This window comes from Bradyrhizobium sp. JHI2711 (assembly GCF_056156565.1).
This window is the reverse complement of sequence record NZ_JBPZPT010000002.1, coordinates 1,523,200-1,540,598: the sequence shown is the minus strand read 5'-3', so window position 1 is coordinate 1,540,598 and position 17,399 is coordinate 1,523,200. Positions and strand designations below refer to the sequence as shown.

The following is a 17,399-nucleotide window of genomic DNA, read 5'->3' as shown; positions in this document are numbered from 1 at the left end:
GGCGCTTCGACCAATTGATAGCAAACGCTTGGTTGTCGCCGGTGCCTGCAACCTGCTCAAATCTTCCGCGCGAACATGCGAAAACCGGGCGCGCCGATGATTGCCTCGAAATTCGGGTCGCGCTTCTCTTCCGCGAAGACAAAACCCGCCTTCGCGTAGGCGCGCTCGGCCGGCTCGTTGCCGATCAGGAACGATATCGTCGCCCGGGCAAACCCAGCTGCCCGCCCTTTGTCCAGCGCATGCGCGATCAACGCCTGCATCAAGCCACGACCACGATAGGCAGGGCCGGTCGCGACATGCTCGATCATCCAGTCGCCCTCGCCGCCCTGGACCCAGCAAGCTCGCGAATAGGCACCGCGCTGGCGGATGGCGTCGAGCTCTGACGCCGTCAGCCCAATTGAGAGACCGACCTCTTCGACCGCGCGCCATGCCGCCGGTCCGGTGCCGGCTGCCGGCACGGCGCAAAGTGCAGCAGCGGGCTTGCCATCAATCTCGGCGACCAGGAACTGCGAAAAATGCCACATCGACACCGCCCGTGCGACGGCGACGCGCGCGACGAAAGCGAGGCACTCCGCTTCCGGCCAGCCGAGCGCCACGTCGAACCAGCCGCGCGGCCGGTGGCCGCGCATCGAATTCAGGATGGTTTGTGCGATGAATTGGGCATCTTCGGGACGCGCGGACCGTATCGTCATGCGCGCCCCTTTACGACGACCCTACGTGTTCTTCAGCGCGACGCGGAATTCGGCTTCGGTCTTGGACTTGATCTCGTCGAGCGTGACGCCGTCGGCGAGCTCGATCAGCGCCATGCCGCCATCGCCGTGCTTGTCGATGGTGAAGACGGCAAGATCAGTGACGACCATGTCGACGACGCGCTCGCCGGTCAGCGGCAGATTGCACCTCTTCAGGAGCTTCGGGCCGTCCTTGGCCGAATGCTCCATCACCACGACGACGCGCTTGACGCCTGCGACGAGATCCATCGCGCCGCCCATGCCCTTGACCATCTTGCCGGGGATCATCCAGTTGGCGAGATCGCCGTTCTGGGCCACCTGCATGGCGCCGAGGATCGAGAGATCCATGTGGCCGCCGCGGATCATGCCGAAGGAATCCGCGCTCGAGAAATACGAGGTCGACGGCAGCTCGCTCACGGTCTGCTTGCCGGCGTTGATGAGATCGGCGTCTTCCTCGCCCTCATAGGGGAACGGCCCCATGCCGAGCATGCCGTTCTCGCTCTGCAAGGAGACGTCCATGCCATCGGGGATGTAGTTCGAGACCAGCGTCGGGATGCCGATGCCGAGATTGACGTAATAGCCGTCGCGCAATTCCTTCGCGGCGCGCGCGGCCATCTGTTCACGGGTCCAGGCCATGTGAGTCTCCTGTTGCGCTTAAGCGGCGGTACGCGGGCGGGTGTTGCGGAATTCGATGCGCTTCTTGGCCGTGCCGACCTCGACGATGCGCTTCACGAAGATGCCGGGCGTGTGGATGTGGTCGGGATTGAGTTCACCGGCGGGAACCAGATGCTCGACCTCGGCCACCGTGATCTTCGCGGCGGTCGCCATCATCGGGTTAAAGTTGCGCGCGGTCTTGCGGTAGATCAGGTTTCCGGCGGTGTCGCCCTTCCAGGCGTGCACGATGGCGAGGTCGGCGAACAGGCCGCGCTCCATCAGGTACTTCTCGCCGTCGAATTCCTTCACTTCCTTGCCTTCGGCGATCAGCGTGCCGACGCCGGTCTTGGTGTAGAAGGCCGGGATGCCGGCGCCGCCGGCGCGGATGCGCTCGGCCAACGTGCCCTGCGGATTGAACTCGAGTTCCAGCTCGCCGGCGAGGTATTGCTGGGCGAACAGCTTGTTCTCGCCGACATAGGACGAGATCATCTTCTTGATCTGGCGGGTTTCGAGCAGGCGGCTGAGGCCGATGCCGTCGACGCCGGCATTGTTGGAGACCACGGTCAGGCCCTTGACGCCGGAATCCCGGATCGCGTCCGACAGCTCCTCGGCAATGCCGCAGAGGCCGAAGCCACCCGACATGATCATCATATTGTCTTTTAGAATGCCTGACAGCGCCGACTTGGCGTCGGGATAGACCTTGTTCATACAAAAAACCTCGACTGAACCTTGGGCTGGCGGGCGTCGCGCCTCATTGGCGGCGATTATTAGGCGAAATCGTCCGAAGCCGTCAATGATACGGGGTTCTCCGCTCCGCCCCCGGGTGATAGAAGCTGCCCATGCCGTGGGCATAACCGCGCAGCGGCCTTGAAAGCGTCAAGAAAACCCATCAAGTTGCGGTACTTAACACCATAGGATCTGGGCGTTCGGCACACACGTTTCGCGGCCCGCCCTTCTGGCTCCAACGACCAACCCGATCAGGACATGCCATTGACCATGGCCCAAGGAATGAAGCGCCTCGGGACGCCGATCGCGGCGCTGCTCGGCGTCGCGCTGATCGCCCTGATCGCGACCTCCTGGCTCATCAACCGCGACGCGCTGCGCAAGGCGGTCGAAGCGCAGATCCGCGACGTCACCGGGCTCGAGCTCAATGTCGCAGGCAGCATCGAGATCTCGGTGCTTCCGGCGAGCTACATCTCCTTCCGCGACGTCGGCCTCAAGGGCGGCGGCACGAGCGCTCCCGCGCTCCAGGTCGACGTGCTTACCGCGAATTTGCGGCTGCTGCCGCTCCTGCTGCAGCGTTTCGAGATCGCCGACCTGACGCTGCTGCGGCCGCGCATCCACGTCAGCCTGAAGCCGGACGGCGAGAGCAACTGGACGCCCTTCATCCAGACCATCGCACGCACCATGAAGCCCGGGGCCGAGAACCAGGTCTCGTTCTCCGAAATCCGCATCCAGGACGGCCTGCTCGATTACGAGGACGTTGCCACGCGTGCCAACGAGAAGCTCGAGGACATCGACCTGTCGCTGGCCTGGCCTTCGATCTCGCGCTCTTTTGCCGCGACCGGGCAGTTCGACTGGCGCGGCGAGCGCGTCGACGGCTCGATCAGCTTTTCCGATTTCGTCGCCGCCCTCTCCGGCGACCGCTCCGGCCTGAAGGCGCGCATCGCCAGCGCGCCGCTCAAGCTCGCCTTCGACGGCAGCGTCGCCAATCGCACCAGCGCGATGATGGAGGGCACGCTCACAGTGGACAGCCCGTCCTTGCGCAACGCGCTGCGCTGGACCGGACAGCCGCAGCCCGGCAGCGGCGGCTTCGGCCGCTTCGTGCTGAAGGCGCGCGCCAACGTCGTCGGCGCCTCGATCGCGCTCACCAATGTCAACGTCGAGCTCGACGGCAATGCCGCCGAAGGCGTCATGACCTACGCCAATAACGGCCGGCAGACGCTGCAGGCCACGCTCGCCGCCGACGCGCTCGACTTCACACCTTATATCTCGACGTTCCGCCTGCTCGCGAGTGGGGCGCGCGACTGGAACAGGCAGCTGTTCGACCTCCAGGGATTGTCGACCACCGACCTCGACATGCGCCTGTCGGCGGCCAAGCTGACGGTCGGACCCACGCGGCTCGGCCGCACCGCGATCGGCGCCAATTTGCGCAACGGCACGCTGGCGCTCTCGGTCGGCGAGGCGCAGGTCTATGGCGGTATCGCGAAAGGCTCGTTCGGCATCGCGCGGTCCGATACGGTCGCCGACATCAAGGCGCAATTCCAGTTCACCGACGTGGATCTGCAGGCCTGCGCCACCGAGCTGTTCGGCCTCAACAAGCTATCCGGCCGCGGCAACATCAACGTCTCGCTGTTCGCCTCGGGCTCGAGCCCGTTCGGCCTCGTGCAGTCGCTCGACGGCAGCGCCACCGTGACCGGGCATAACGGCGCGATCGCGGGCTTCAATGCCGAGCAGCTGCTGAAGCGGCTGGAGCGGCGGCCGCTGTCGGGCGGCGGCAATTTCCGCAGCGGCTCGACGCCATACGACAAGCTCACGATCGCCGTGAAATTCTCCGACGGCATCGCAACCGCCGAAGACATCCGCATCGAAGGCCCGGCGGCCAAGATCACGCTGACCGGCACCGCCTCGGTGCCGACCCGCGAATACGACATGAAGGGCGTGGCGAGCCTCAACACGGCGTCCGGCTTTCAATTGCCCTTCATGGTGCAGGGCCCCTGGGACGATCCCCTGATCTTTCCCGATCCCGAAAGCCTGATCCGGCAGTCGCCGGCGGCGTCTCCCTTCCTCGATCTCCTCAAGCAGCGCATCACGGGGGGAAAGCGCCCGGAGCGATCGCCGACCGCCGAAAATGCGAAAGAGGGCGCGAAGTCGAACTGACGATTGTGCGCCGTGGAGCGCGCGCGAATTGATCCCGGTGAATTGATGCGGCGATTGGATCGATGCGCGCATGATGCGTCTCCGACGCGCTACGACCTTGGTCCGACAAGATGCGTTGATTGCGCTACCACCATGCGCTAGTGTTTTATACGACCGGTTAAAACACCGGCCGTTTGAGGGAGAAAAACGTGAAATCCAAGGTTATTGGCGCGGTTTCATTGGCGGTCGCTGCGGTTGGGCTGTTTGCCGCCACTGCGCCCGCATTTGCGCAACAGAAGACGATCACGGTCTGGTGGGTCAAAGGCTTTTACAAGTCCGAGGACGAAGCGCTCGCCGAGACGATCAAGAAGTTTGAAGCCAAGACCGGCATCAAGGTCGAATTGTCGCAATACGCGATCCAGGACATGATTCCGAAGACCGTCGCAGCGCTCGATGCGGGCACCGTGCCCGACGTCGCCTATTCCGACAGCTACGACGTGCAGGTACAGGGCAAGTGGGCCTATGAGGGCAAGCTCGAGGACCTCACCGACGTCATGGAGCCGATCAAGGGCCGGTTCGTGCAGAACACGCTGGACGCCTCGATCCTCTACAACGACGTCGCCAAGAAGAAGGCCTATTACGGCTTCCCGCTGAAGCAGCAGAGCATGCACGTCCAGATCTGGAACGACATGCTGGAGAAAGCCGGCTTCAAGCAGAGTGACATCCCGAACGACTGGACCGGCTACTGGAGCTTCTGGTGCGACAAGGTGCAGCCGGCGATCCGTAAGGCCACAGGCCAGCGCATCTATGCCGTCGGCCAGCCGATGGGCGTGGAATCCACCGACTCGTTCCAATCGTTCTACACCTTCATGGACGCCTACCACGTCAAGCTGGTCGACGACGACGGCAAGCTGCTGGTCGACGACCCCAAGGTCCGCGACGGCCTGATCAAGGCGCTGAAGGACTACACCGACACCTACACCAAGGGCTGCGCCCCGCCCTCCGCGACCACCTGGAAGGACCCGGACAACAATGTCGCCTTCCACAACAAGACGATCGTGATGACCCACAACTTCACGATCTCGATCGCAGCAAAATGGTACGAGGAGTCACAGAACCAGAACCTCACGCCGGAACAGCGCGAGGCCGGCAAGAAGGCTTATGAGCAGGACATCGTCACGGCGTCCTTCCCCAAGGCTCCCGATGGCTCGACCATCAAGTATCGCTCCGACGTCAAGACGGGTCTGATCTTCACCGCGGCCAAGAACAAGGCCGAGGGCAAGCAGTTTCTCAACTTCCTGCTGCAGGAAGAGAACATCCGTCCCTACATCGAGGGCGCGCTCGGCCGCTGGTTCCCGGTGACGAAAGAAAGCCAGGAAAGCCCGTTCTGGCAGGCCGACAAGCACCGCAAGGCCGTCTACACCCAGTTCAAGGGCGGCACCTCTCAGTTCGACTTTACCAGGAACTGGAAGTTCACGATCTTGAACAATGAGAACGTGTGGGCGAAGGCGATGAACCGCGTCGTCAGTGAGAAGGTTCCGGTCGACAAGGCCGTCGACGAACTCATCGCCCGCATCAAGCAGGTCGCGGGCTGAGTCGTCCGCCCATCTCTCCGCGTTGCGGGGGAGAGTGCAACAACAACAACACCGGCCGCGTCTCGCGGCCGGCTTCTCTTTGAAGAGTCCGAAAGAATGGCGATCACGCTCTCTGGCGATCAGGCAATACCCGGCCCGCCCCTGTCGTCGCGGCTGACCCCGGCGCAGGTCTGGGGCATCCTCCTGCTAACACCTTATCTGCTCGTCTTCCTTGCCTTTGTCGTCTATCCCGTCTGCTACGGGCTCTGGCTGGCACGCGATCCGGCGAACTATGTGGCGCTGTATCACGACCCGATCTTCGCGCGCGCTGCAGTCAACACGCTGATCTTCCTGGTCGTCGGCATCAACATCAAGATGATGATTGCGCTGTTCCTGTCCGGCTTCTTCGCGCAGCAGCGCACCTGGATCAGATGGCTGTCGGTGATCTTCATCCTGCCCTGGGCGGTGCCGTCGATCCCGACCATCCTGTCGGTGCGCTTCATGCTCAATCCCGAATGGGGCATGGTCAACCATTTCATCTTCTCATTGACCGGCGATGACGGTCCGAACTGGCTGAACGACCCGACCGTCGCGCTCTGCATGGCGATCGCCGTGCACATCTGGAAGTCGCTGCCGTTCTGGACGCTGATCCTGATCACCGGGCGCCTTGCGATCTCGCACGATCTGTTCGAGGCCGCCGAGGTCGACGGTGCCAGCTGGTGGCAGAAATTCCGCTACATCACCTGGCCGTCGATGCAGACGCTCTACGTCACCTGCACGCTGCTCTCGATGATCTGGACGCTGGGCGATTTCAACAGCGTCTACCTGCTCACCGGCGGCGGACCTGCCGACCTCACGCACGTGCTGGCGACGCTCGGCATCCGCTATCTTCGGCTCGACCAGCTCTCGCTCGCGATGGCATCCATCGTCTGCGCGATGCCGTTCGTCCTGCCACTGGTTTACTTCATGATGAAACGGTTGTCGCGATGAAGCTTCCCTCCCTCCGTGACGTCGCGACGGAAGCGCGGCTGCTGCTGATCGGCATTCCCGTCTTCCTGTGGACGATGATCCCGATCTACCACATGTTCCTGTTCGCGATCTCCCCGAAGGAGGACGCGTTCTCGGGCAAGCTGTGGCCGGACCATCCGACGCTGCACAACTTCGAAATCGTGTTCAAGCAGCAGCACTACTTCCTGCGCGACTTCTACGCCCAGTTCTGGAATTCGACGCTGATCGCAGTCTCCGTGGGCGTGCTCACGCTGTTCATCGCGACCGCCGCGGCGTTCGCGATTTCGCGATTGAAGGTGCCGGGCGGCCGCGCCGTGCTGAACCTCGCGCTCTTCACCTATTTCATTCCGGCGGCGTTCCTCGCGGTCCCGATGTATCGCACGATGGGCAATTACGGCCTGCTCAACAATCACTGGTCGCTGATCCTGGCCATGGTGACGATCGCGAGCCCCTACGCGATCTGGGTGCTGAAGCAGGCCTCGGACAAGCTGCCGGTGGAGCTGGACGAAGCCGCGGTGATGGACGGCGCCACCACGCTGCAGATCTTCCGCCTGGTCTATTTGCCGCTGATGATGCCCTCGCTGGTCGCGATCGGCACCTATGCGGTGCTGCTGGCCTGGAACGAGTATCTCTACGCGTTCCTGCTGCTGTCGAACGACCGCGACATCACCCTCCCCGTCGCGCTCGGCAACTTCCTCGCCGCCGACGACTCGCCGTGGGAGCTGCTGATGACGACGGGCTTCATCTACGCGCTGCCGCCGGCCGCAGTCTACTATGCCTTCCGCCGCTACATGGTGGGCGGGCTCACGGCGGGTGCGGTGAAGTCGTAAGCTCTTCTTTCGTCATTGCGAGCCACCGGGTCCGCGCGGAGCGCGGCCCGATCACAAGCTCCGCGAAGCAATCCAGACTACTGCAGAGAGAGACTGGATTGCTTCGTCGCAAGAACTCCACGCAATGACAGCAGAGCCTCACAGCGGCGCCGCGCTCTCGCCCTGCGAGCTCGACAGCTTGGAGGCGAGCGAGGCGATGACAATGACGACCGCGATCAGGGCGATCACAAGCGTACAGATCGCGTTGATCTCGGGCTTCACGCCGAGCCGCACCTCCGAATAGATGCGGATCGGCAGCGTCGCCGAGCCTGGGCCGGTGGTGAAGCTCGCGATCACGAGGTCATCGAGCGACAGCGTGAACGCCAGCATCCAGCCGGCGACGATCGCCGGCGCGATCAGCGGCAGCGTCACGGCAACGAACGCACCGACGGGATTGCAGCCGAGATCCATCGCCGCCTCCTCCAGCGAGCGATCGAGCGAGCCGAGGCGCGACTGCACGACCACCGTGACGAAGCACATGGTGAGCGTGGTGTGGGCGATCGTCACCGTCCAGAAACCGCGCTCGGCGTTCAGCGCAACGAACAGCAAGAGCAGCGACAATCCGGTGATCACCTCCGGCATCACCAGCGGTGCGTAGAGCATGCCTGAGAACAGGGTGCGACCACGAAAGCGTTCACCGCGCGACAGCGCCACCGCTGCGAGCGTGCCGAGCAGCGTCGCGATCGTCGCGGAGGCGACCGCGACCCGCAGGCTCATCCAGGCCGCCTCGATCATGGCGCGATCGTTGAACAACTCATGATACCAGCGCAGCGACCAGCCGCCCCACACCGTCACCAGGCGCGAAGCGTTGAAGGAATAGAGAACGAGGATCAGGATCGGCAAATAGAGGAACGCCAGCCCCAGCGCGAGCGAGGCGATGTTGAAGCGGGACAGGCGGGAGACCTTGCGCATCGCGCTATCTTCCCTGTTCCAGCTGCCGCTTCTGCAGCCGCTCGTACAGCAAGAGCGGCACCAGCAGCACGACCAGCAGCACGATCGCGGCAGCCGAGGCAACCGGCCAGTCCTTGTTGGTGAAGAATTCGAGCCACAGGGACTGGCCGATCATCAGCGAATTGGAGCCGGCCAGAAGGTCGGGAATGACGAACTCGCCGACGATCGGGATGAAGCACAAGAGCACGCCGGCGCCGACACCGGGCAGCGACAGCGGGAAGGTGACGAGCCAGAACACCCGCCAGGGCGGCGCGCCGAGATCGGCAGCCGCTTCCTCCAGCACCGGCTCCATCTTGGCGAGCGTCGCGTAGAGCGGCAGGATCATGAACGGCAGATAGGAATAGACGATGCCGATATACATCGCGGTGTCGGTGGAGAGCCACACTACGGGCTGGCTGACCAGATGCAGCGCCAGCAGGACCTGGTTCAGCAGGCCGTCGTGCTGGAGGATGTTGATCCAGGCGTAGATGCGGATCAGGAACGAGGTCCAAAACGGCACGATCACCAGCACCATCGCCACCGCCTGCCAGCGCTGCGGCAGCCGCGCCATCCCGTAGGCGATGGGATAGCCGATCAGGAGCAGCAGCGCGGTGGCCGTGAGGGCGACGGTGAGGCTGCGGACATAGGCGAAGACGTAAATGTCGTCGGAGGCGAGCAGCTTGAAATTGTCGACCGAGAGCGCAGCGAACGCTGCCTTCAGCGCGTCCCATCCCGCCGTGAGGTCAAACACCGGCTCGTAAGGCGGCTGCGCGATCGCGGTCTGCGACAGGCTGATCTTGAGCACGAAGCCGAACGGCACCAGGAAGAACAGCACCATCCAGACATAGGGCGCGATGGCCGCGAAGCGCGCCGGCTTTGCGAAGATGCGGCGCGAGCTCATGATTGCAGCACCACGCAATCGTCGGGCGTGAACCAGGCGACGACATGCTGGTTCAGGCTGTAGGCGTCGACGTCCAGCCGCGCGCTGTTAGCGACCGACGCCTGCAGCATCCCGCCGGTGTCGAGCTTCACCTTATAGGTGGTGGTGCCGCCGAGATAGCAGATGTCCGCGATCACGCCCTCGAGGGTGTTGATCGCCGTCTCACGACCGGCCTCGTTGGCCGGGCCGCGGCGCGACAGCTTGACCTTCTCGGGGCGGATCGCGACCGCCAGTTTTCCGGTGCCGACCGCCTCACGCGGCTCGGCCACCACCAGCGCCCCCGCATCGCGCGTGCCGATGACCAGACGATGACCGTCGCGCAATTTTGACTCGCCGTCGAACAGGTTGATGTCGCCGACGAACTCGGCGATCCAGCGCGAGCGCGGCGCCTCATAGAGCTCGCGGGGGTTCGCGACCTGGGCGAGCTTGCCTGATTTCATCACGCCGATCCGGCTCGCCATCGTCATCGCCTCCTCCTGGTCGTGGGTGACGATGATGAAGGTCATGCCGAGCCGCCGCTGCAGTTCCATCAGCTCGGCTTGCGTGTTTTCGCGAAGCTTCTTGTCGAGGGCTGCGAGCGGCTCGTCGAGCAGCAGGAGTTGCGGGCGGCGCGCCAATGCGCGGGCGAGCGCCACGCGCTGGCGCTGACCGCCGGACAACTGGTCCGGCTTGCGCTTCTCCAATCCCTCGAGCTTGACCAGCGCCACCATCTCCGCGACGCGCGTGGCGATGTCGGCACGCGGCATGCCGGCGCGCTTCAGGCCGAAGGCAATGTTGTCGCGTACCGACAGATGCGGGAACAGCGCATAGTTCTGGAACATCATGTTGATCGGGCGCTCGTGCGGCAGCGCCTGCGCGATATCCTTGCCGCCGAGCAGGATACGCCCCTCGTCCGGCGCCTCGAAGCCCGCGAGCATGCGCAAGAGCGTGGTCTTGCCGCAGCCGCTCGGGCCGAGCAGCGCGAAGAACTCGCCGGCCTTGATATCGAGCGACACGCCGTCGACGGCGCGGAACGTGCCAAAGGTCTTGGCGACGCCCTCGATGCGCAGCAGCGGCTGGCCGGGCGCCGGGCATGCGTCCCCGCCAGCCGCTTCAGCCGCAACGTTCATCCCGGGCAATTCTTCCGCCATGGTCCCTGCCAACCCCGATTCCGCCGCACGCTAGCGGCCGATCGTGTTTAGCTCAACCGGTTCGGGGAAAACTTACATCGCGCCGCCGTAGCCCGGATGGAGCGAAGCGGAATCCGCGGCTGTTCGCCGGCGCAGAGACTCTCCCGGATTTCGCTTCGCTCCATCCGGGCTACACCAGTGACCGGCTCAGATCTGCCATGAACGCCGCCAGCGCGTCGTGGTCCGCCGCAGGCATTGTCAGGCCCAGCTTGGAACGGCGCCACAGAACGTCATCCGGAAAACGCGCCCATTCGTGGGTCATGAGATATCGCACCTCCGCGCCGGTCAGTTCGGGACCGAAGGCTGGGCCAAGCTCTTTGCGCGTCCTTGCTTCACCGAGCACGGCCGCCAATCGCGAGCCGTAGGCCGCGACCAGGCGCTGGGCTTCCGGCTCGGACAGAAAGCGCCAGCGCTCGCGTGCGAGGTCGACCTCGGTGTCGAAACGATCCCAGGCGAAATCTCCACCTGGCAGCGCTGCGCCGGCGGTCCAGGGCGGCGACATCGGATAGAACGGCGTCAGCCTCGTCACCGCCCGCTCGGCGCGCCGGCGCGCGGTGGTGAGGTCGCCGCCGAACATCGTGATCAGCGGTGCCTTGCGCCGGCGCGCGTGGAACAGGGTTGTGCCCTCGCGTTGCCGCGCGGACGCCGGCCTCAGATTGACGCCGCAGACCGTCCGGACCACGTCGGTCGGGGCGACGCGCTCGCGGAAGTAGCGGCTCGCCGCTTCGCAGAGATAACCGACATCGGCCCCTCGCACCGCCACGATGGCGGGGTCGCCGGTGAAATCGTGCGTGACTGTGCCGATCAGCGTGAACGCGCGCTCAAACGGGCTTGCGAAGATCAGTCGGCCGTCGCTGTTCTGGAACACGTAGACATTGTCTGAATCGAACAGCCTGGGCACGATGATCTGGCTCATCTGCATGGCCGTGGCGGCGGGCTGCGGCTGGCGCAGGACGGTCTCCGCGACGATCGAGGTCCAGCCGCCACTGGTATTGGCCAGCGCCCTTGCTGTAACGGAGCGGCGGTGGCCGCGATCGACCACGGCGAGCCGCCAGATGTCGGTTCGGTCGGCACGCACGCAGCGCGCCCCGGTCCGGATCGTCGCACCACGCTCGGCGGCGTCCAGCGCCGTGAGCACGACAAGGCGGGAATCGTCGACGATACAGTCCGAATATTCGAACGCCGTGCCGAACGGGCGCTTCAGCGCGTTGCCGACCGGGTGATGGGTGATGTCGAGGGTCGTCGATCCGGGCAGGCCGCTCCGGCCGGCGAGGACGTCATAAAGAAACAGGCCGGCCCGCAGCAGCCACGGCGGACGCTCGTCCACATGTGCAGGAATCACGAAACGCATCGGCCGCACCAGATGCGGCGCGATGGCGAGCCAGGTCCGGCGCTCGGCCAGTGCCCGGCGCACCCGCCAAAAGCCGCGGCGCTCCAGCACCGAGAGATCGCCGTGGATCAGCCGCGGTGTGGCCGACGACGCCGCGCCGCCGAGATCGCCCTGCTCGAACAGGATCACCCGCAGGCCGCGGCCCGCCGCATCGCGGGCGAGGCTGACGCCGTTCAGGCCGCCGCCGATGATCGCGAGGTCGTAATCCGCCATGAAGCCGTCGAATGGGAGCGAAGCACTCCCATCCACTAGAGCGATTTCCGTTCCGATGAAATCGGAACGGTGGCTCTAGATTCATATTCTGACGCGTTTTCTTGACGCGAGCCGCTGTCCACTTCGCTCGAAAACGCTCTAACCGGTCTTCAGCGCAAGCTCCATGGCTTCGGCGCGGCCGACGAGCCCGGCATATTTGCCGATCGGCAACGGCTTGCCGAGCAGATAGCCCTGCACCCCGTCACAGCCTTCCTTGGCGAGGAAGGCGAGCTGGTCGAGCGTCTCGACGCCCTCGGCGATGATCGACATTTCGAGGCCGTGGCCGAGGTCGATGACGGCGCGCACGATCGCCGCCGATTGCGGGTTGCGGCCGAGATTGATGATGAAGGCGCGGTCGATCTTGATCTTGTCGAACGGGAACGCCTGGAGATAGCTCAGCGAAGAATAGCCGCTGCCGAAATCGTCCATGGAGATGCGCACGCCGAGCGCCTTCAGGCGGCGCAGCAGCGCAAGGCCGCGATCGAAATCCTCGATCAGAACACCTTCGGTGATCTCGAGCTCGAGCCGGCCGGGTGCGAGGCCCGTCTCGATCAGGATCGAATGGACGAGGCCGACCACGTCGCCGTGCATGAACTGCGCCGGCGACAGATTGACCGCGACCTGCAGCGGCTTCGGCCAGGACGCCGCCTCGCGGCAGGCCTCGCGCAGGATCCACTCGCCCATCTCGACGATGAGGCCGCTCTCCTCGGCGATGGGAATGAATTCGGCCGGCGAAACCTGGCCGCGCACCGGATGCTGCCAGCGCGCCAGCGCCTCGAAGCCGATGATCTCGCTCTCGGCGACGCTGTGGCCCGCGGCCCCCTGCGGCTGGAAGGCGAGCGAGAGCTCGCCGTTCTTGACCGCCATGGAGAGGTCCTGGTGCAGCACGCGGCGGTCGCGGATCTGCTGGTCCATCTCGGGCTGGTAGAGGCTGATCGTGCCGCGCGACTTCTGCTTGGCGCGGAACAGCGCCGCGCCGGCATTGGCGAGCAGCGAGGCGCCATCGGTGCCATTGTGGGGAAAGACCGACATGCCCGTGGTGATGCCGGCGCGGACCGGGCGGCCGTCGATCTGGAAGTCCCTCGCGACAGCTTCGCCGATCTGCTGCGCCAGCGCGAGGCCCGCCTCGGGCTGCTTGCCGTCGATGATCAGGCCGAACTCGTCCCCGGACAGGCGCGCCACCACGCCGCCGCGTGCGGAATCCTGCAGCCGATGGGCGACCTCGATCAGGAGCTTGTCGCCCAGCGCATGGCCGAAGACGTCGTTGACCTCCTTGAGGCCGTCGAGGTCGACGCAGAGCACGGCGAACTCCTCGTCCGTGCCCTCGCAAGCCTCGATCATCTGAGTCAGCGCCTGCAGGAAGGCCGCGCGATTCGGCAGATCGGTGAGGCCGTCGTGATAGGCCATGTGCGCCATGCGCGACTCGGTCTGCCGGCGGTCGGTGACATCCTCGTGGGTCTTGATCAGATATTGCGGCTCGCCGGCATCATTGACCACGGTGGCGCGGCGGGTGAGGAACAGCCGCAGGCCGTTCTTGGTAGAGATCGGATGCTCCTCGGTGATCATCCCGCGCTTCTTGATCGCGGCCTCGTCGCGCGCGACGATCAGCCTGGCTTCCTTGGCGTTGAAGATGTCGGACGCGGTCAGGCCGGTGGCTTCCTCGCGCCTGCGGTTGAGGATCGTCTCCGCGCTGCGGTTGGCGAGCAGATAGCGGCCGTCCTTGACCTGCTCCACGATCAGCGCAACCGGGATGTTGTCGACCACGAGCTCGAGGAACTTCTTGGTGCTCTCCAGCTCCTGCGACAGCGAGCGGCGGTCGGTGATGTCCTCGAACAGGATGAGCAGAAATTCGGGCTTGTTGCTCTCGTTGCGGACCACGATCCGGATCGAGGCGACCATGCGCCGCGCGCCGGCACGATCCACCTCGAACTCATTGCGGTGCTGGCCATCCGGCGAATTGAGCGCGGCCTGGTCAGCGGCCTCGATGCTGGCCGCCGAGGCCGACGCAAACAGCTCCCGTGCATTCCTGCCGACGGCGAAGTCCCGCGACAATCCCCAGAACTTCTCATAGGCGCTGTTGGCGAAGATGTAGCAGCCGTCCTCGATGTTCTTGGCCGCCACGCAGGCCGGCACATGATCGAGCACCGATTCCAGGAACTGCTTGGTGGAGGCGAGCTGCCGCGACAGGTTGCGCTGCTCGGTGACGTCGAGATGGGTCGCCACCGAGCCGCCGTTCGGCAACACGAAATACTTCACCAGGATAGCCCGTCCGTCCGGCAGTTCCGTGGTCAGGCCATTGGCGCTCGATGCCTTCCGGTAAAATTCGTCATCGGTGACGCCGAGCACTCCGCGCTCGCGGCGCAGCCTCAGGATGTCGCAACCGGTCATGTTGGGCCGGAGGTCGGATCGCGTCAGGCCATAGATCTCGAGATAGCGGTCATTGCAGAAGATGACGCGGCGCTGCGCATCCGTCATCACCACGCCCTGGTTGAGGTTGTTCATGGCGGAGGAGATGAAGGCGTTGCGACGCAGCTGCAAACGGCTGGACCGGCGCAGCGAGGAATGGATCCACAGCCCGATCGCGGCGAGGAACGAGCAGACCACGATGCCCGCGATGAGGGCTTCCCAGATCACGCCGGGATCAAGCCTGGTGAGATCGCCCGGAACGGCAAGGCTGTCCGATGCCGCAAAGGCGCGCGCAGGCGCGCCCGTAACGGCCAGGCATAGGAGGGCGTGCACAGCAATCCAAAGCGTGCTGCCCACGTGCCAGTTCTTCTCAGCCATCAGCCACCCGCGATTTCAACGTCGGATTGTCTGGCTTCGCGGGTTTGGATCGGGTAAACGCCTGTGGGCACAACAGAATAATGTGACATAAAATGCGGCAATTGCCCTGACATGATAAACGACTTCTTAACGGAAGCCCCGCCTGCGCCGCCGCATCCGGACCGTGCGCCACCGGTGCTTCCAACTGGTATCCTGCACAACCATGGATAGGGTCGATTGCGTCGTCATCGGAGCCGGCGTGGTCGGGCTCGCGGTGGCCCGGAAGCTCGCCCAGGCCGGGCGCGAGGTGATCGTGCTGGAGGAAGCCGAGGCGATCGGCACCGTCACCTCCTCGCGCAACAGCGAGGTGATCCATGCCGGCATCTACTACCGGGCCGGGAGCTGGATGGCGCGCATGTGCGTGGCAGGCAAGCACGCGCTGTACCGCTACTGCGCCGAGCGCGGCATCCCGCACAAAAATTGCGGCAAGCTGATCGTCGCGACCAGCCCGAAGGAGACCGAGAAGCTGCAATCGATCAAGGCGCATGCCGAGGCCAACGGCGTGCTCGACATGCAGCTGCTCTCGGGCGAGGCCGCACGCGCGCTGGAGCCGGCGCTCGCCTGCGACGCCGCGCTGCTGTCACCGTCGACGGGCATCATCGACAGCCATTCCTACATGCTCTCACTGCGCGGCGAAGCCGAGGACGCCGGCGCAGCTTTCGCGTTTCACACCCCGCTGATCCGTGCCAAGGCGGCGGCCGGCCTCATCGAGATCGATGCCGGCGGCGAGGCACCGATGACGCTGCAATGCAACCTCCTCGTCAACGCCGCGGGGCTGTCGGCAACGCATGTGGCGCGCAACATCGACGGCATGCCGCTGGACCGGATTCCGCCGGCCTATCTCGCCAAGGGAAACTACTTCAGCTGCAACGCCAAGGCGCCGTTCTCGCGTCTGATCTATCCGGTGCCGGAGCCCGGCGGCCTCGGGGTGCACTTGACGCTGGACATGGCAGGACAGGCGCGCTTCGGGCCTGACGTCGAATGGATCGAGACGATCGACTACGAGGTCGATCCGTCACGCGCCGAGCGCTTCTATCCCGCGATCCGCAAATACTGGCCGACGCTGCCTGACGGCGCGCTGATGCCGAGCTATTCGGGCATCCGCCCGAAGATCGTGCCGCCGGCCGTGGCCACGCAGGATTTCTTGATGCAGGGCCCGCGCGATCACGGCGTTGCAGGCCTGATCAATCTGTTCGGCATCGAATCGCCGGGACTGACGTCCTCGCTCGCGATCGCCGATCACGTCGCCGAGCTCGCAGATATCGACAGTGTTTCGAGAAGCGGATAAGTGTGCGCGTCGAGAGCCACGGGTCCAAGCAAGAATGAGCGCCGCACAACCGTGTTGCACGGTACACACCTTGCAGCAGGGATGAGCACGGATGCTCTCATCCCTGCGTGAAGGACGTGATCAACTCTACACTGTCACGGGGGTTACTAGTGGAGCGTGTCGCCAGATTGCTTCAGACGCTCGATCTGGTCCTTGACCATCAACTTCCGGCGCTTCAACTCAACAATTTGCAGGTCGTCTGTTGAAAGGTGCACGAGAGCTTCGTGCAATTCGTTTTCGAGAAGTTTGTGCTTCCGTTCCAATTCAACGAGATGTGCCTGAATTGTCATTCGAAACCTCCTCGGTAGGGTTGAACCTTTAGGATTCGATCCGGACAACCAAGTCTACATCACCGATTCGTCCTGTCGATGGGTATCCGTCGTTGCAGCGTCATTTTTGAAAGTTCATATGTAACGAAGCGTGACTAAGGGAACCACGCCGGAAAAATCCATGATATCAATACGCCCACGCACCGCCGCAGCTCCCTGCAGAAATATGTTGCTGGAGATCGGGGACGAGGGATCGCAGATCGCTTGCGATCACGCGGCGCAAGGACGATAATTTCCACAGGGCATCCACAGCCCGGATCTCACGCCTATCGGTTTTCGGCCACCGCAGACATGACCAATGAAGATGAGCGTGAGCTCGAAGCCGAGCTCACCCGGTTGCAGCAGGAACACCGAGATCTCGATGCGGCGATCGATGCATTGCATCAATCGCCCGCCCCCGACCTGTTGCGGTTACAGCGCCTGAAGAAGCGCAAGCTGTTGTTGCGCGACCGCATCGCGTTCATCGAAGACCAGATCACCCCCGACATCATCGCCTGACCGTGAGCCGGTCTTGCGCGGCGCCCCGCCGCTTCCGAATCCGCTTGAC

General features: G+C 64.3%; 15 protein-coding genes. 6 read left to right on the top strand and 9 right to left on the bottom strand.

The genetic code is table 11. From position 1 onward, the window contains the following. Positions 1-56 precede the first annotated feature (56 nt). Genes ACTEK7_RS19775 through ACTEK7_RS19765 form a run of 3 tightly spaced genes read right to left on the bottom strand, consistent with a single transcriptional unit; the run spans position 57 to position 2,090 of the window. Complete coding sequence (locus tag ACTEK7_RS19775) at positions 57-692, bottom strand: GNAT family N-acetyltransferase (protein ID WP_225146464.1); 636 nt, start codon at positions 690-692, stop codon at positions 57-59. Positions 693-713: 21 nt separating this feature from the next. Then, the gene (locus ACTEK7_RS19770; protein WP_035998776.1) at positions 714-1,364 is read right to left on the bottom strand and encodes a CoA transferase subunit B; all 651 of its coding nucleotides are present in this window, start codon (positions 1,362-1,364) and stop codon (positions 714-716) included. 18 nt (positions 1,365-1,382) lie between these two features. Then, positions 1,383-2,090 (bottom strand): CoA transferase subunit A, encoded by a 708-nt coding sequence (locus tag ACTEK7_RS19765; protein WP_035998773.1) that lies wholly within the window; start codon positions 2,088-2,090, stop codon positions 1,383-1,385. Positions 2,091-2,378: 288 nt separating this feature from the next. On the opposite strand from ACTEK7_RS19765, the gene ACTEK7_RS19760 reads away from it, so the two are divergent. The 4 genes from ACTEK7_RS19760 to ACTEK7_RS19745 all read left to right on the top strand — a co-directional run bounded on the left by ACTEK7_RS19760 (position 2,379) and on the right by ACTEK7_RS19745 (position 7,653). Beyond that, positions 2,379-4,262: an AsmA family protein gene (locus ACTEK7_RS19760; RefSeq protein WP_225146510.1), complete on the top strand. Its 1,884-nt coding sequence runs from the start codon at positions 2,379-2,381 to the stop codon at positions 4,260-4,262. 188 nt (positions 4,263-4,450) lie between these two features. Beyond that, positions 4,451-5,836, top strand: a complete 1,386-nt coding sequence (locus ACTEK7_RS19755) for an ABC transporter substrate-binding protein (protein ID WP_109142529.1) — start codon at positions 4,451-4,453, stop codon at positions 5,834-5,836. A gap of 96 nt (positions 5,837-5,932) precedes the next feature. After that, positions 5,933-6,805 (top strand): carbohydrate ABC transporter permease, encoded by an 873-nt coding sequence (locus ACTEK7_RS19750; protein WP_225146463.1) that lies wholly within the window; start codon positions 5,933-5,935, stop codon positions 6,803-6,805. After that, positions 6,802-7,653, top strand: coding sequence for a carbohydrate ABC transporter permease (locus tag ACTEK7_RS19745; protein WP_035998760.1), 852 nt, complete (start codon positions 6,802-6,804; stop codon positions 7,651-7,653). Before ACTEK7_RS19750 ends, ACTEK7_RS19745 begins: the two co-directional genes overlap by 4 nt. Before the next feature lie 138 nt (positions 7,654-7,791). On the opposite strand, the gene ACTEK7_RS19740 is transcribed toward ACTEK7_RS19745, so the two are convergent. The 5 genes from ACTEK7_RS19740 to ACTEK7_RS19720 all read right to left on the bottom strand — a co-directional run bounded on the left by ACTEK7_RS19740 (position 7,792) and on the right by ACTEK7_RS19720 (position 15,157). Next, the gene (locus ACTEK7_RS19740) at positions 7,792-8,604 is read right to left on the bottom strand and encodes an ABC transporter permease (RefSeq protein WP_036041161.1); all 813 of its coding nucleotides are present in this window, start codon (positions 8,602-8,604) and stop codon (positions 7,792-7,794) included. 4 nt (positions 8,605-8,608) lie between these two features. Then, on the bottom strand, positions 8,609-9,523 hold the full coding sequence (locus tag ACTEK7_RS19735; protein WP_057028040.1) for an ABC transporter permease: 915 nt from the start codon (positions 9,521-9,523) through the stop codon (positions 8,609-8,611). Beyond that, on the bottom strand, positions 9,520-10,692 hold the full coding sequence (locus tag ACTEK7_RS19730) for an ABC transporter ATP-binding protein (protein WP_225126275.1): 1,173 nt from the start codon (positions 10,690-10,692) through the stop codon (positions 9,520-9,522). Before ACTEK7_RS19730 ends, ACTEK7_RS19735 begins: the two co-directional genes overlap by 4 nt. A 169-nt stretch (positions 10,693-10,861) precedes the next feature. After that, on the bottom strand, positions 10,862-12,334 hold the full coding sequence (locus ACTEK7_RS19725) for a glycerol-3-phosphate dehydrogenase (protein WP_225126276.1): 1,473 nt from the start codon (positions 12,332-12,334) through the stop codon (positions 10,862-10,864). 138 nt (positions 12,335-12,472) lie between these two features. After that, entirely contained in the window at positions 12,473-15,157 is a 2,685-nt protein-coding gene (locus ACTEK7_RS19720; protein ID WP_225126277.1) for an EAL domain-containing protein, read from the bottom strand. Positions 15,158-15,359: 202 nt separating this feature from the next. Here ACTEK7_RS19720 and ACTEK7_RS19715 point away from each other — a divergent pair, with 202 nt between their 5' ends. Continuing rightward, the gene (locus ACTEK7_RS19715) at positions 15,360-16,484 is read left to right on the top strand and encodes an NAD(P)/FAD-dependent oxidoreductase (RefSeq protein ID WP_035998729.1); all 1,125 of its coding nucleotides are present in this window, start codon (positions 15,360-15,362) and stop codon (positions 16,482-16,484) included. A gap of 146 nt (positions 16,485-16,630) precedes the next feature. Here the strand turns inward: ACTEK7_RS19715 and ACTEK7_RS19710 are convergent, their stop codons facing one another. Further along, a complete protein-coding gene (locus ACTEK7_RS19710) occupies positions 16,631-16,813 on the bottom strand; it encodes a YdcH family protein (protein WP_008546178.1) in 183 nt (60 codons plus the stop codon). Between the two features lie 330 nt (positions 16,814-17,143). On the opposite strand from ACTEK7_RS19710, the gene ACTEK7_RS19705 reads away from it, so the two are divergent. Then, a complete protein-coding gene (locus ACTEK7_RS19705) occupies positions 17,144-17,350 on the top strand; it encodes a YdcH family protein (protein WP_008546179.1) in 207 nt (68 codons plus the stop codon). Positions 17,351-17,399: the final 49 nt, after the last annotated feature.